This window comes from Streptomyces kronopolitis, from assembly GCF_014646275.1.
GTDB classification, from domain to species: Bacteria; Actinomycetota; Actinomycetes; order Streptomycetales; family Streptomycetaceae; genus Streptomyces; species Streptomyces kronopolitis.
Window position 1 is genome coordinate 50,470 of the sequence record NZ_BMND01000036.1, and the last position, 12,984, is coordinate 63,453.

The 12,984-nt window shown below is 75.1% G+C and carries 10 protein-coding genes; 3 read left to right on the forward strand and 7 right to left on the reverse strand.

The genetic code is table 11. The features are described 5' to 3' along the window. Positions 1–33: 33 nt before the first annotated feature. Positions 34–510 carry a hypothetical protein gene (locus IEY78_RS28335; RefSeq protein WP_189103027.1) on the reverse strand — a complete coding sequence of 159 codons (477 nt, stop codon included), beginning with the start codon at positions 508–510 and terminating at the stop codon, positions 34–36. A gap of 312 nt (positions 511–822) precedes the next feature. On the opposite strand from IEY78_RS28335, the gene pulA reads away from it, so the two are divergent. Beyond that, on the forward strand, positions 823–3,465 hold the full coding sequence (gene pulA, locus IEY78_RS28340; protein WP_189103029.1) for a pullulanase-type alpha-1,6-glucosidase: 2,643 nt from the start codon (positions 823–825) through the stop codon (positions 3,463–3,465). Positions 3,466–3,545: 80 nt separating this feature from the next. On the opposite strand, the gene IEY78_RS28345 is transcribed toward pulA, so the two are convergent. The 6 genes from IEY78_RS28345 to IEY78_RS28370 all read right to left on the reverse strand — a co-directional run bounded on the left by IEY78_RS28345 (position 3,546) and on the right by IEY78_RS28370 (position 10,922). Further along, on the reverse strand, positions 3,546–3,899 hold the full coding sequence (locus tag IEY78_RS28345) for a DUF6086 family protein (RefSeq protein ID WP_189103031.1): 354 nt from the start codon (positions 3,897–3,899) through the stop codon (positions 3,546–3,548). A gap of 91 nt (positions 3,900–3,990) precedes the next feature. Continuing rightward, positions 3,991–4,503 carry a GNAT family N-acetyltransferase gene (locus tag IEY78_RS28350; RefSeq protein WP_189103033.1) on the reverse strand — a complete coding sequence of 171 codons (513 nt, stop codon included), beginning with the start codon at positions 4,501–4,503 and terminating at the stop codon, positions 3,991–3,993. Between the two features lie 50 nt (positions 4,504–4,553). Next, positions 4,554–5,249 (reverse strand): TetR/AcrR family transcriptional regulator, encoded by a 696-nt coding sequence (locus tag IEY78_RS28355; RefSeq protein ID WP_189103035.1) that lies wholly within the window; start codon positions 5,247–5,249, stop codon positions 4,554–4,556. A gap of 136 nt (positions 5,250–5,385) precedes the next feature. Then, positions 5,386–7,356: a hypothetical protein gene (locus tag IEY78_RS28360; protein WP_189103037.1), complete on the reverse strand. Its 1,971-nt coding sequence runs from the start codon at positions 7,354–7,356 to the stop codon at positions 5,386–5,388. A gap of 132 nt (positions 7,357–7,488) precedes the next feature. After that, on the reverse strand, positions 7,489–7,719 hold the full coding sequence (locus IEY78_RS28365) for a DUF397 domain-containing protein (protein ID WP_189103039.1): 231 nt from the start codon (positions 7,717–7,719) through the stop codon (positions 7,489–7,491). A gap of 32 nt (positions 7,720–7,751) precedes the next feature. After that, positions 7,752–10,922, reverse strand: a complete 3,171-nt coding sequence (locus tag IEY78_RS28370) for an alpha-N-acetylglucosaminidase (protein ID WP_189103041.1) — start codon at positions 10,920–10,922, stop codon at positions 7,752–7,754. Positions 10,923–11,340: 418 nt separating this feature from the next. Here IEY78_RS28370 and IEY78_RS28375 point away from each other — a divergent pair, with 418 nt between their 5' ends. Beyond that, positions 11,341–12,168: a GNAT family N-acetyltransferase gene (locus IEY78_RS28375; RefSeq protein WP_189103043.1), complete on the forward strand. Its 828-nt coding sequence runs from the start codon at positions 11,341–11,343 to the stop codon at positions 12,166–12,168. After that, a partial coding sequence (locus IEY78_RS34915) for a lysophospholipid acyltransferase family protein (protein WP_189103044.1) occupies positions 12,165–12,984 on the forward strand: 820 nt, incomplete at its 3' end. The genes IEY78_RS28375 and IEY78_RS34915, both read left to right, overlap by 4 nt.

Below are 12,984 nucleotides of genomic sequence, written 5' to 3' on the forward strand. Positions count from 1 at the left end.
TGTCCGACCGGTGTCCGGGTTTGCGGCCGGGTGCTAGATGCCGCAGTACAGCGTCTGCGTCGTGGTCACGAGCTTCTCGGGGCTGTCCGGATAGCCGACGATGTCCACGTCCACCACCGTACGGAAGTGGTTCTTCATGATCAGGTTGGTGCACTTCCAGTTGGCGACCGCGCGCTTGTTGCTTCCGCCGCCCGGCAGAACGGTCTTGACTCCCTTGTCGAGAGTCTTCCACCTGGAGCCGGACTTGACCTGCAGCCAGATGGTGACCTTGGCGTGTGTCGCCGGGCCGTCGATCTTCTTCCACCAGCCGTGCGCGTTGACCGTGTTGCGCACGGTGTGGGAGAAGTGCGCGTAGTCCCCCTTGGTCAGGAAGCCGTGGGCGCTTTGGGCGCTGACCGCCCGGTAGCTGCTCGCCGGCTCGCGGTGCGCGTCGGCATGGGCCGGCACGCTCGAAGCGGCGGCCAGCAGGACGGCCAGCGCGGCCGATGCTCCGCCGATACGGAACTTCATGATGATTCCCCCTCATCGGGCGCGTACCTGGCGCGCCCTGACGAAGCCAACCATGTCCGCCCGGCCCGCACCATCGATTTGTCTTGGAACGCGGTTGCGGAGACAGCGAGTTGGCCGTGTAGGGAGTGCCTCACCGGTTCCCGTGCGGGGCGGTCGGGCTCCGGGTGGCGCCGGTCCGGAAGGCCGGGCGCGTAGGGCCCGCCGTGGCGGGTCTCCGGCCGACCGGACCGGCTTCCGAGGGAAGGTAACACCCTTGCAATGTCTTGCGTAAGGTCTTGCATCGCACTTTCGGCGCCGATACAACCATGACCCATGTCCTCCACCACCCGCCGGCTTTGTCGGCGCCCGGCCGCCGCCCTCGCCCTGGTCCTCGGCGCGACGGCGCTGCTCGCCTCGCCCCCGCCGCAACCGGCCGCGGCCGCCCCGTCCGGCCGGGAACCGGCCCTGGCGCAGTGGATCGACCGCGACACCGTGGTCTGGAAGGGCGCCGAACACCGCGCCGCACGGCTGGAGTCCGGCACCCGCGGCGCACACCTCCGGCTCGTCCCGGGCCGCCTCAGCCCCTCCGAACGCCTCGCCTATCCGCACCTCACGCACTACCCGGCCTTCACCGTCGACCCCCGCGACCGCGCCCTGGCCCGCACCGCCCTGCGGGACGCGCTGCACGCCACCCAGCGCACCGCCGACGGGCGGCGCACCACCACCGGCGTCCAGATACCCGGCGTCCTCGACGACCTGTACGGCACCCGCGCCCGACACGCCGCCCTGGGGCCGGTCTTCGCGCGCGACGGCCGCCCCACCCTCGCGGTCTGGGCACCCACCGCCCGCACCGTCGTCCTCGAACTCGGCGGCCGCACGGTCCCGATGCACCGGGACGACGCCAGCGGCGTGTGGCGCGTCCGCGGGGCGCGCGACTGGGCCGGGAAGCCGTACCGCTACCGCGTCACCGTATGGGCTCCCTCCGCCGGCCGGACCGTCACCAACGAGGTCACCGACCCCTACTCCACCGCGCTGACCGCGGACTCGGCCCGCAGCCTGGTCGTCGACCTCGCCGACCCGAAGCTCGCCCCGCCCGGCTGGTCAGGGCTGGCGAAGCCGGCCGCGGTCCCGCTGCGCCGCGCCCGCATCCAGGAACTGCAGATCCGCGACTTCTCCGCAGCGGACCGCACCTCCCACCACCGGGGCCGGTACCTGGCGTTCACCGACCGCCACTCCGACGGCATGCGCCGGCTGCGCTCCCTCGCCCGCGCCGGCACGTCCCACGTCCATCTGCTGCCGGCCGCCGACTTCGCCACCACCCCCGAGCGCCGCGCCGACCAGGCCCGTCCCGGCTGCGACCTCGCCTCCTACGCCCCCGACTCCGACCGCCAGCAGGACTGCGTCACCAAGACGGCCGGCCGGGACGCCTACAACTGGGGCTACGACCCGCTGCACTACACCGTCCCCGAGGGCTCCTACGCCTCCGACCCGGAAGGCACCGCCCGGACCGTCGAGTTCCGGCGCATGGTGCAGGGGATCAACGGGGCCGGGCTGCGCACCGTCATGGACGTGGTCTACAACCACACCGCCGCGAGCGGCCAGGACCCGCACTCCGTACTGGACCGCATCGTCCCCGGCTACTACCAGCGGCTGCAGGACGACGGCAGCGTGGCCACCTCCACCTGCTGTGCGGGGACCGCGACCGAGCACACCATGATGGGCAAGCTCGTCGTCGACTCCGTCGTCACCTGGGCCACGGCGTACAAGGTCGACGGCTTCCGCTTCGACCTCATGGGACACCAGCCCAAGGCCAACCTCCTCGCCGTCCGCGCGGCGCTGGACGCGCTGACCCCGGCCAAGGACGGGGTGGACGGCAAGTCCGTCATCCTCTACGGCGAGGGCTGGAACTTCGGCGAGGCCGCGGACGACGCCCGCTTCGTCCAGGCCACCCAGAAGAACATGGCCGGCACCGGGATCGCGACGTTCTCGGACCGCGCCCGGGACGCCGTACGCGGCGGCAGCCCCTTCGACGCCGACCCCCGCGTCCAGGGCTTCGCCTCCGGCCTGTACACCGACCCCAACTCCGCGCCCGCCAACGGCAGTCCGGCCGAGCAGCGCGCCCGGCTGCTCCACTACCAGGACCTCCTCAAGGTCGGTCTCACCGGCAACCTCGCCGACTTCACCTTCACCGACAGCGCCGGCCACCGGGTGAAGGGCTCCGGCGTCGACTACAACGGCGCCCCGGCCGGCTACGCCGCCGCCCCCGGTGACGCGCTCGCCTACGCCGACGCCCATGACAACGAGACCCTCTACGACGCGCTCGCCTACAAGCTCCCGCCGCGCACCGCCCCCGCCGACCGCGCCCGCATGCAGGTGCTCGCGCTGGCCACCGCCGCCCTCTCCCAGGGCCCGGCACTCTCCCAGGCCGGCTCCGACCTGTTGCGCTCCAAGTCCCTGGACCGCAACTCCTTCGACAGCGGCGACTGGTTCAACGCCCTGCACTGGAACTGCGCCGACGGCAACGGCTTCGGCCGCGGACTGCCCCCGGCCGCCGACAACAAGGACAAGTGGCCCTACGCCCGGCCCCTGCTGGCCGACCCCGCACTGCGCCCCGGCTGCGCCACGATCCGCCGCACCGCCGCCGCCTACCGCGACCTGCTCCGCATCCACGCCACCGAACCGGCCTTCGGCCTGCCCACCGCCGCCGCGGTACAGCGCTCGCTCTCCTTCCCCCTGTCCGGAAAGCACGAGACCCCCGGCGTCCTCACCATGCGCCTCGGCAACCTCGTCATCATCTTCAACGCCACGCCCCACGAGCAGCACCAGACCGTCCCCGGCCTCGCCGGCACCCCCTACACCCTCCACCCCCTCCAGTCCCACGGCACCGACCCCACCACCGCCACCGCCTCCTACACACGCCCCTCGGCCACCTTCACCGCCCCGGCCCGCACGGTGGCGGTGTTCCGGCGGGGCTGAGCGAATAAGTACGGAGAGGTCCCGCTGGGCGAGCCGACGGGACCTCTCCGGGAAGTGATACGGGTTCCCTCTCGTTTCAGCTACATCGCGCCTGCGAAAGTCTCCACTTCCTCAAGGATGGACGCCTCCCGCTCGGATTTTGGGCTCATCTCCACCCCCACGCGCTCCAGCATCACAAGAGAGGTGAGGAGCACACCGCGCATAAGGCCATGCTGAACGGGGTGGCGTGTCGATGCATAACACTCGAGCAGCCCCTCGACGAACTGCCGGAACACCTGCACGTCCACCGCGCATGTGTCGTCATCCGACGGCTTGAGGCCCGTGGGGCGGTGTACCAGATCTGCCGCGCTCTCCGCGAAGGACAGGTACCACTTTCCGATGCGGAGCGAGGGGTCCCACACGGTATGGCCAGAAGCCTCGAAGTAATAGCTCACGGCGCAAACTCCAATCTGATATCTACACCTGGGTTGGCTTGCCGGAGATTGCCGGCATGCGTTTCCAGAGCGGCGCGAAAAGGTGGATCAATCAGTCGTCCAGCCGTTTTTCGAGGAGGGTGACGGCGTACGTGCTGCCGCCCGTGCCTGCCTTGTAGGGCTGTTCGCCGACGGCGGTGTAGCCGGCGGACTCGTAGTAGGTGCGCAGGCGGGGGTTGGAGGCGACGCAGTCCAGGCGGGACCAGGTGCGGCCGGATGCGGCGATGCGCTGTTCGGCATGGGTCAGCAGCGCGCGGCCGGTGCCGGCCGGGGCATGGTCGCGGTCCACCATCAGCCGGTGGACGTAGCCCGCCTCGGGGGGCCGCACGCCCCAGGCGGGCTCGTCCTGCCACCAGAGTTCGTAGGCGCCCACCAGCCGTCCGGCGGATTCGGCCAGCCAGACCTCGCCGTCCGCGCGGCGCCGGCGGAAGTGGTCCTCGTCCTTCTCGCCGGGCTTCCACTGGGCGATGCCGTGGGCCTGCATCCAGTGGGCCGCGGCGTCGTACAGGGCGACCAGGGCGGGCAGATCGGGGCCGTCGTCGGCGAGCCGGAAGGTGAGGTCCATGCCGGGATTGTCCCGGACCGGCGCGGAAGCCGGGGCCCGGGGCCCGGCGTTCAGACCGGCTCGGGGAGGTCCATCAGCCGTCCCACCAGATCGGCGAAGATCCCGTTCTCCGGTTCGTCGGCGAGTATCCGCCGGACCACCTGCGCCATCCGCGCGTCGTACGCCGCGCTCACCGCCGCCAGCGCCGCGAAGTCGTGCACCAGCTGGCGTTCCAACTCCGTGCGCGGCACCCGGCGGCCGTCCTGCCACAGCAGTGCGGTGGTCTCGGCCAGCGAGACCCAGGAGCGGACCACCATCTCCAGGCGCGGGAACGGCCGGGAGACGTCGAGGTGGGCGAGGATCTGCTCGAAGGCGGCCTGCCGGACGCCGTCGACCATCACGCCGGTACGGCCCGAACCGATCGCCGGGCCGCCGCGCATCAGCGCCGAGAACCCCCGGCCGTGCTCCTCGACGAAGTCGAAGAAGCGCTCCATGACCCGCAACAGCCGTGCACCGAGCGGGCCTTCGTGCGGCTCCATGAAGCGCGCGGTCAGCTCGTCGGCGGCCCAGCGCAGCGCCGCCTCGTACAACTGCTGCTTGCCCGGGAAGTAGTGGTAGACCAGCGGGCGGGAGATCCCGGCGGCCTCGGCGACCTCGTCGATCGACACGTCCTCGGGCGAACGGTGACTGAAGAGGTCGAGAGCGACGGCGATCAACTGCTCGCGCCGCTCCTCGACACCCATCCTGCGGCGCGCCACGGTCGTCATACCGACCACCCTAACGATCCGGGCCGCGGCACGGAATCGCCTCCGGAATCACGAATCGGGCACGGACCTGGGCTTTTGGCGTCGTACCGGCCGGAAGTGGGGGAGGCCTCGGCCGGTGCGCGCGGGCCCCCGGCGCTCAGTGCAGGGCCTCGATCCGTCCGCCCGCCGCCAGCCGGCCGGCCAGCTCCGCGCGGTCGCCCGCCCGGGCGGGGGCCGCCAGGAAGCGGCCGGCGGCCTGGGCGTGCACCCCGTCCCGGGCGGTGATCGAGGTGACCTGCCGGCTGCCCGCGGCCAGCAGCCACCAGGTGCCGGCGGGGGACTTCCACAGGACTCCGGCCAGCGCCCGGGGCGCCCGCGGGCCGCAGGCCGTGCCGCCCTCGGTGCGCGCGGTGACCGAGCCCGCCGCGTAGGGCGCGCCGTGCGGCGCCGGGGTCTGGATCTGGGCCATCGCACGGCTGCCCGCGCCGCGCCAGGTCTCGGCGCGGGTGCACAGCCAGGCCGCGAGGCCGGAGCCCGCGGGCAGCGGCTGACGGGCGAACTCCCAGGCGTTGACGGTGCGTACGCCCTGCCCGCGCAGCGTGGCCAGCTGGCAGGCGGTCCGCGCCCAGGCGGTCCTGGCCGGACGTGCGGTCACCCCGCCCGGCTTGCGCGGCGTGCCGTACGTCAGGCGCGCCGGGGCCAGTTCCCCGAGATCGGTCAGCAACGGGCCGCCGGTCCGCAGCGCCGGCCAGGTCGTGCACTTCTCCGCGGGCTGCGGGGTGGGCACGGGGGTGGTGACCCCGTCGGCCCCGATCGCCACCGGCTGGCCCGGCGCGTCCGGCCGGACGAGGTCGACCAGCCGCGCCGACCTCACCCAGGGCGCGGTCAGATAGCGCACATTGCCCTGCGTACGGCTGACCACCAGGGCGCTCGCCGCGTCGCCGGCCGCGCCGTCCACCCGGGCGAAGTCCAGCGCGGCACCCGTGCCGTCGCCCTGGCCCTCGCCGTCCGCGGCCTCCGCGTAACGCACCACCCGCAGCCCGTCGTGCAGCAGCACCACCACGGCGTGGTCGACCACCCCCGCGAACAGCAGCTGGGCCGGTCCGGCCGCCGGGCCCGCCGCGGTCCCCGGCGTCGCCGACACCTGCACCCCGGTGCCCGGCCTGGCCCACACGGCCAGCGCCCGGCGCAGCAGCGCCTTGTCGTGGATCCGGTCGCCGCGGGCGGGCCAGGCGGCGAAGTCCTGCCGCGCGGCCTGCTTCCAGGCGGTCGCGGAGGTCACCGTCAGCTTCCCGGGGTCCAGGGCCGCCTCGGCCGCGGCGTTCTGCGCATACGGCGGCGCCGCGGCGCCGTCCGGGCCCCAGCCGTCGCCCGGCATGCCCAGCAGCGCCCCGCACACCAGCACCGCCGCGCTCGCCGCCAGCACCGCCCGGCCGTGCTGCCGCCGCCGGATCAGATCCGTCGGCCGGGCCTGGAGCGCGCAGGGGTCGAACTCCGGTGACTCCAGCAGCGAGCGGTCCCGGCTGCCGGCCGGGGTCGCGGCCCGGTCCGCCTCGTCCAGCGCCTCACGGGCGTGCACCACCCCGGCCGCCTCCAGCACCCGGCGCGCCTCGGGCGTGCTCAGCCGCTCCAGATCGCGCAGCACGAACGCCGCCCGGGCCGGGCCGGACAGCGCCGACAGTGCCTGGTCCAGCGCGAGTTCATCCGCGCCGCCGGACCGCGGGAACAGCCGCAGGCCCCACACCTGGGGGAACAGCGGCGGCCGGCGCAGCGCGCGGCGGCCGGACAGCGCGGCCCGCAGGACCCGCAGCCGCACGAAGGCGTAGCCGGGGTCGATCGCTGCGTCCGTGCCGGCGCGCTGGGCGGGCAGCCCGAGGCCGCGGGTGGAGCTGCGCTGGCGCGGCAGGGTCCGCTGCACCACGCCGTGCGCGGCCAGCACCCGGCGGCCGCGGCTCCGGCCGGGCGGCAGCACGAGATAGGCCAGCCGGACCAGCCGGGGGTAGTGCTCCACCAGCGCCGCTTCGGCCTGCTCGACGTCGATGACGTCGCCGAGCTCCTCGCCGCCGGCGGGGGAGGGGCGGTCCACGCGCCGGGGTGTCGCCTGCTGCTGTCTCTGCTGCTGCTTCACGTTCGGTGAAACGAGTGAATCCTGTGATGGTCACCGGCGCCGCGCGGGCCCCGGCGGGCCGCCGCACACGGCCGGGGGGCCACCGCGGTGTGCCCCGCGGTGGCCGCCCGGCCGCTGTCCCGGAGTCCGGCGTCAGTGCTTCAGGTCGAACTCACCGTCGCGCGCGCCGAGGACGAACGCCCGCCACTCCCCCTCGGTGTAGCGCAGGACCACATCGGGGTCCGTGGAGTTGCGCATGGCGACCGCGCCGCGCTCCAGGAAGGCGATCTCCACCGCTTCCTCCGCGTCGCCCGGGGCGCGCTGCCAGGTGGCGTCGGAGATGTCCAGGGCGTAGAGCCACTCCTTCTCCGCTGCGGCACTCATACCGTCATCCCCTCATTCGTGGTGCGTTGGGGTCAGCGTACGCGGTGCCCGGGGGTGCTTCCAGTGACCGTCCAGCGACGGAAGGTGGCCGATCCGCGGTCCCCGGTACCGGAGTTGGCGGCCGACTGGTGCAGCCCGGTGTCCTGCCGGGCGGCGGCTCCGGGGACCGTGACGGTGGCGATCTCGCGCCAGGTGGCGCCGCCGTCGGTGGAGCAGGCGCCGGTGTACGCGGCGGAGCGCCCCGCGTCCGGGCCGCGGGTCAGCCGCAGCAGGACGGGCGCGGTGACGCCGGTCAGGCGCCGGTAGGTGTCCAGGGTGCCGTCGCCGCCGGAGTCGTAGGACAGCACGACGCCGTTGGCGGGCGTCACGGACAGGTTGAGGAAGCCGAGGGCGTCGGGGGAGCCGGCGGCGGGGGCGGCGAGCCGGTTGCGGACGACGAGGCCGGCGCGGGCCCACGGGCCGGTCGGCTCCTGCGCGGTCACCTCGGCCGTCACGGTGCCGCCCGCGGCGAGCGCGCCCGGCCGGTAGACCGCGCCGAACTCGGCGGTGGCCTTCCACAGGTCGGCGCCCGCGCCGTCGATCGCGAACCGGTCGCCGAGCTGGCCGAAGACCGCCGCGTTGGTGGTGGTCGTGCGCAGTTCGCGATCCAGCGGCCCGGCCACGAACAGGGTGCCGTGGTGGGCGGCGCGCACCCGCGGCTCGCCCTTCGGCCCGTAGTCGGCGCTCAGGGCGTACGGCAGCGCCTCCAGCGGGTCGGTGAGCGGGCCGGCGGGCGCGGTGACCCGCCAGCGGGCCCGGCCGGTGCCGCCGGGCGGGAGCGAGGGCAGCGACACCGGCCCCCGCGCGGCGGCCTCGACGCCGGTCAGGGCGAAGTCGACCCGGCCGGTCGCGCGCAGCCCGTTGACGTTGCGCAGCGCCGCGGTGACGGTGGCGCGGCCGCCCGGCGGCAGCGCGGACGGGCTCGCGGTGACGGTGACGGTGCCCTGGTAGGGGGCCCGGGCGAGGGTGTCGTGGACCCGCTGCGCGGTGCGGTGGGCGTCGGCGGTGGGGTGCAGCGGGTGCGCGGTGCGCTCATGGGTCCAGGGCTCCTCGCGGGCGTACCAGTCGAAGGGCTTGGGCGGCCGGTCCGCCGCCAGCGCGTCGGCGAGCTCGGCCAAGTAGGCCTGCCACTGCGGGAGATGGACCTCGCCGATCAGGCCGTGCCAGTCGCGGTTGGCGTAGTTGGCGAGCGCGCCGCCGTCGGCGGTGGCCCGGTCCGCCCAGGTGGTGAGCAGCGCCCGGGCGCTGTGCTCCAGACGGGCGGCCTCCTCGGGGCCGGACGCCATCGCCCGGGCGTCCGCCAGCCACGGCCCCAGCAGGAACTGCCGGTGCGCGCCGGTGACGTCCTCGCTGAGCCGCATCAGCCGCAGCCACAGCCCGGACAGCGCACGGAACGTGGCCCGGTCCTTGCGCCGGTAGGCCTCCTGGAGCTGCCCGATCAGCTGCCAGGACCGGTTGGCCAGCGCCTGGCGGGCGGCGTCGGTCAGATCGTGGCGGTAGGCGTCGGAGCCGCGCAGCGCGGGGCGGACGGCCAGCAGCGCGGCGAACGCGGTGTCGAAGGCCGCCGGGTCGAAGGCGGGGGTGTGGGTGGCGTAGACGGTGCCGGAGCGGGCGGCCAGGTCGGGGCGGGCGGCGAAGACCGAGTCGTGCGGGCGGCCGTCCTTGCTGGAGATCTCGTAGGCGCTGGTGCCCAGCGCGGCGAACGCGGCGCGGGCGCCCTCGTCGCGTTCCCCGTAGCGCAGGTCGGCGTAGCCGTCGAACCAGGCGGCGCGGTCCACCGGACGCTCCCGCCAGGCGAGTTCGCTGAACAGCTCGAACGCGGCCGGGTCGCGCTCGGCGGCCTCCGGCATGTACGCGGTCCCGGCGAGCCTGCTGCCCGGCTTGTCGCGCCAGGCCGGGAAGCGCTCGGCCCAGACGTGCGTCTTGGCGCCGACGGTGGTGCGGCCGCCGAAGTTGGGGATGGAGCCGAAGGCGTACGGCACCCCGCCCCAGTCCCGCTCCCGGTCGGTGACCGTCTCCAGGTCGCTGAGGCCGTCCACGATCAGCATCCGGTCGTGGTCGACGGCGTCCAGCAGATCGCGCCGCGGATTGCCCTGCCAGCCCAGGATCACCCAGGTCGCGCCGGGGCGGGCGGTGCGCAGCGCCTTCTCGACGGCGCGCGCGGCGTCCGGCACCGGGACGTCGCCGGGGTCACCGCCCTCGTGCAGCAGATCCATCTTGAAGTGGTCGGCGGGGCCCAGGAGTTGCTCCTGGTGGCGGTAGAAGGCGGCGGCCACCCCGGCGAAGGACGCGGTGCGCGGATCGAGCCAGTCGGGGCGGGCCAGGCCCGACCAGGTGCCCTGCGGCACGGTGCGGGCGCCGGGGTTGCGGGCGGCGAAACCGCCGGGGACGGTGCCGAAGTAGCCGGGCAGGACGGGGCGCATGCCCAGTGCGCGCAGCCGGTCGGTGATCCGCCTGCCCAACTCGGCCCGCTTGGCGATCAGTTCGGTACTGGTGGGGCCGCCGTAGCCGCTCATGTTCTGCAGCAGCCACCACGGCTGGTGCGAGGGCGCCGGGATCCAGGCGCGGGCCTCGGCGTCGGAGTAGCCGAAGCCGGTCAGCAGCCGGTGGTAGACGGCCTCGGCGCCCGGGGTGACCAGCACCTCGTTGACCCCGTGCAGCGCCAGCACGTCGATCATCCGCTCCCAGCGCGGCCAGTCGGCGTACGGGGCGGTGTAGCCGTCGTGGGTGTCGTTGAGGGCGAAGCGGTGCGGCAGGGCGGTGGCGCGCGCGACGGGGGAGGCCGGGGCGGGCAGCCGGGCGGGCAGGTCCACCTGGTCGCCGGCCCAGGTCAGATGCGCCCGGCAGGTGTATTTGAGGTACCAGTGGACGCCGGTCAGCAGCACCGCGGGCGTGGTCCCGGCGACCGTGATCCGGCCCGTGCGGCCCTCGACGCGGAAGCGGTCGTCGGGGCCGTCCGGGGCGAGCGCCACCAGCCGGAACTGGTCGGCGTGGCCGGGCAGCAGCCGGGTCAGCGCGGCCCGGGCCGGTGCGGTGTCGTACGCCGGTGCCCGCTCCCGGAGGCGGCCGGTCCGCCCGGGGGCGGGGGTGGCCCCGCCGAGCGCCACCCCCGCACCGATCGCTCCGGCGGTCCCCAGCACTGCGCGTCGTGACGGTCGGCTCACGTGTGCCCCCACTGCTCGGTGGTTACAACGGTCGCGGGTGTGGGGGGCACGCTAACGGGCTGTCAGCCACGCTCCAAGTACGCCCCGGCCCGTCCCGGCCGCCCCCGGGGCCGTGCCGTCACCGGCCGGGACGCCGCGGAGGCCCGGCGGGCCCGGCCTCCACCGCAGGTCGGAGCGTGCCGGTCCCGGGCGCCGCCCCGGACGGCGGCGACCAGTGTTCGGCGGACCCTCATCCCTTCGCTCCCTGGGCTTCACGCGCCCGGCCGGCGGACCCGGGAACAGTCTTCCGCGTAGAGAAGGGCCAGGTCACCGGGGTGCGCCCGCACCCGGCGCCGCCCCGGTACCGCATTTCGGCCGGCCCCCGACGTCTCCCCGCCCGTCGACTCGCACCGCCTCCCCACTCCCCATGGAGGGCTCCATGAGCGTGACATCGACCGCGTCCGCCGTCCCCGTCCCCACTCCCGTCCCCGCCTCCACGGCCGTCACTCCCGTGCCCGCCGCCCCGGCCCCGGCGGCCGCCCCCGCCGTCCCCGGCTACACCGCGGAGATCGCCGACAGCACCGAGCAGATCCGGGCCGCCCAGCGGCTGCGCCACCGGGTCTTCGCCGGTGAGATGGGCGCCACCCTGCACTCGCCGCTGGCCGGCCACGACATCGACGACGTCGACGCGCTCGCCGACCACCTCGTCGTCACCCACACCGCCACCGGCGAGGTGGTCGGCACCTACCGGCTGCTGCCGCCCGGCCGCAGCACGCGGCTGTACTCCGACGGCGAGTTCGACCTCGGCGCTCTGGCCGGGCTGCGCCCCTCCCTCATCGAGGCCGGCCGCTCCTGCGTGCATCCCGACCACCGCAACGGCGCCGTGATGACGCAGATGTGGGCCGCGCTCGCCCGCTACACCCTGCTCTCCGGGCACCGCTACCTCGCCGGCTGCGCCTCCGTCCCGCTCGCCGACGGCGGCACCGCCGCCACCCACGCCTGGGAACTGGGCCGCACCCGCCACGCCGCCCCGCCCGGGCTCCAGGTCACCCCGCACCACCCCTGGCACGCGGCCACCCCGCTCCCCGGCCGCCCCAGCCTCGCCCAGCTGCCGCCGCTGCTCCGCGGCTACCTGCGCATCGGGGCCGTCATCTGCGGCGCGCCCGCCCACGACCCCGAGTTCGACGTCGCCGACTTCTTCGTCGTGCTGGACATGGAGCGGCTGGACGACCGCTACCGGCGCTACTTCCTCGGCGAGGAGCGGTGAACGGCCCCTGGGACGTCTCCTCCGACTGCACCCCCGACTGCGCGGTGCACGCCGCCCCGCGCGTCCCGGCGCCCGTCCGCGCCCGCCGCGGAGCCGTGTTCGCCCACACCGTGCGGCGGGCGCTGACCGACGGGGAGCGGCTGGCCGACCCGGTACGGCTGCGCGGGCACGCCGCGGCGCTGCTCGACGCGCTCGGCGTCCGCCGGGAGGGCGCCACCGGGCTCCGCGCCGGGGGCGGCCCCGGCACCCTCGTCGTCGCCAACCACATCTCCTGGCTCGACATCCTCGCCCTGCTCGCCGTCGAACCGGTCACCCTGCTGGCCAAGCGCGAGGTCGGCGCCTGGCCGGTGGTCGGCGGCCTGGCCCGCCGGGCCGGTACGCACTTCATCGACCGCACCCACCCCCGGCGGCTGCCCGACACCGTGCGCCAGGTGGCCGAACTGCTCGGCTCCGGACGGTCGGTGGCGGTCTTCCCGCAGGCCACCACCTGGTGCACCGCCGAACAGGGCGCCTTCCGCCGGGCCACCTTCCAGGCCGCCCTCGACGCGGGCGCGCCGGTCCGCCCGGTGACCCTCGACTACACCCAGCAGGGCCGGCCCAGCACGGCGGCCGCGTTCTGCGGCGAGGACACCTTCGCCGGCTCGCTGCGCCGGGTGCTCGCCGCCCGCGAGCTGACCGTCCGCGTCACGGCGCATCCGGCGCTGAGCGCCGTGGGCACGGACCTGGACCGGCGGGAGCTGGCGGCCCTGGCGGCACGGGCGGTCCGCGGCGGCCCGGAGGCCGTGGCGACGGTGGTGGCGGCCCGGCGGGCGCGGC